We start from the raw sequence: 1,582 nt of genomic DNA on the forward strand, positions 1-1,582 counted from the left end.
ACCTAGCCTCGGGCTTTCACCGCTTTGAGGAACACCCGTGCGTGAATGCCGAAGAAGGGTGCTCCGACCTGCGATAATTCGACTTGTCGAAGGTTGAATACACGCAGAAGCCAGGAGCACCCTTCAGGTGAGCAAGTCTACGTCGTCGTACCCTGCTGTGTCCGCAGAGCCCACCGGATCAGGGATTGTGTCGCATGCAGGGGCGGTGACCTTGCTCCGGACCGCAGACGCTGTGGGCTTGACCGGCAGGTTGTCGGACGCGTTGTCGCAGTGGCGAAAGCCGTTGGCGCAGTTCGATCCCGGCAAGATTCTCACCGACCTCGCTGTGTCGTTGGCGCTCGGTGGAGATTGCCTCGCCGACATCGCCACCCTTCGTGAACACAGCGACGTGTTCGGCCGAATCCCCTCCGATCCGACTGTGTCCCGTCTGATCACCGTGTTGGCTGCCGACGCACCTGCGGCACTGACCGCCATCGAGACTGCACGCGCCGCCGCGCGGGCAGCAGCGTGGTCCCGCGCCGGTGATCATGCACCCGATCATGGCATCGACGCCGATCACCCGATCGTGATCGATCTCGATGCCACCCTGGTCACCGCCCATTCCGGCAAAGAGCACGCCGCAGCGACGTACAAACGCGGATTCGGCTTCCATCCCATGCTCGCCTTCCTCGACCACGGACAGGCAGGCACCGGGGAGCCGGTCGCAGCCCTGCTGCGGCCAGGCAATGCAGGATCGAACACCGCAGCCGACCACGTCACCGTGACCCGAAAAGCACTCGCACAATTTGCCTTTCCATACCCGATCACGGGCATCGCGGAAGGCGTTGATCCGCGCCGACGGCGCCGGTGCAACACATGACTATCTGGACTACCTGCACCGTATCCGGGTGTCGTATTCCATCGGTTTCACGATCACCGATGCGATGGTCACAGCATTGGACACCGTCCCCGACACTGCATGGTCGACCGCGGTCGACTCCGAGGAGAAAGTTCGCGACGGCGCCTGGGTCATCGATGCCACCGGCATCGTCGACCTTTCGTCGTGGCCACCGGGAATGCGGTTGATCATCCGCAAGGAGAGGCCGCATCCTGGTGCGCAGTTGCGGTTCACCGACAGAGACGGACTGCGCTTGACCGCGTTTGTCACCAACACCGCCCGCGGTCAGATACAGAATCTCGAACTGCGCCACCGGCGGCGTGCCCGCTGCGAGGACCGCATCCGCATCGCCAAGGACACCGCCTCGGCAATCTCCCACTGCACGGATTCGATCAGAACAGGATCTGGCTTGCCATCGTCGAACTCGCTCTCGACCTGACTGCATGGACTCAGTTACTGGCGTTCCCGGATCACCGTGCCCGCCGATGGGAGCCGAAACGGCTACGCCTGCGCATCTTTTCGATCGCAGGCCGCATCACACGACACGCCCGCACAGTCCGCCTGAAACTGTCCAAGACCGCACCCTGGACCGACCTCACCGTCACTGCTCTGACCCGACTCGCCGCGTTGCCGGCACCGACCTGACCGACCGAACCCCGCCCCGACAACTCCGAAAGACCAACCGGACCTGTGGAACCGGCCCCC

Annotated in this window: 1 pseudogene; it reads left to right on the top strand. The window is 63.6% G+C overall.

What is annotated here, in order from left to right:
- The first annotated feature begins 127 nt into the window (after positions 1 to 127).
- Positions 128 to 1,522, top strand: a pseudogene (locus tag DK926_RS26220) (IS1380 family transposase).
- Positions 1,523 to 1,582 lie beyond the last annotated feature (60 nt).

The organism is Rhodococcus sp. Eu-32, assembly GCF_003336925.1.
Lineage (GTDB): Bacteria > Actinomycetota > Actinomycetes > Mycobacteriales > Mycobacteriaceae > Rhodococcoides > Rhodococcoides kyotonensis_B.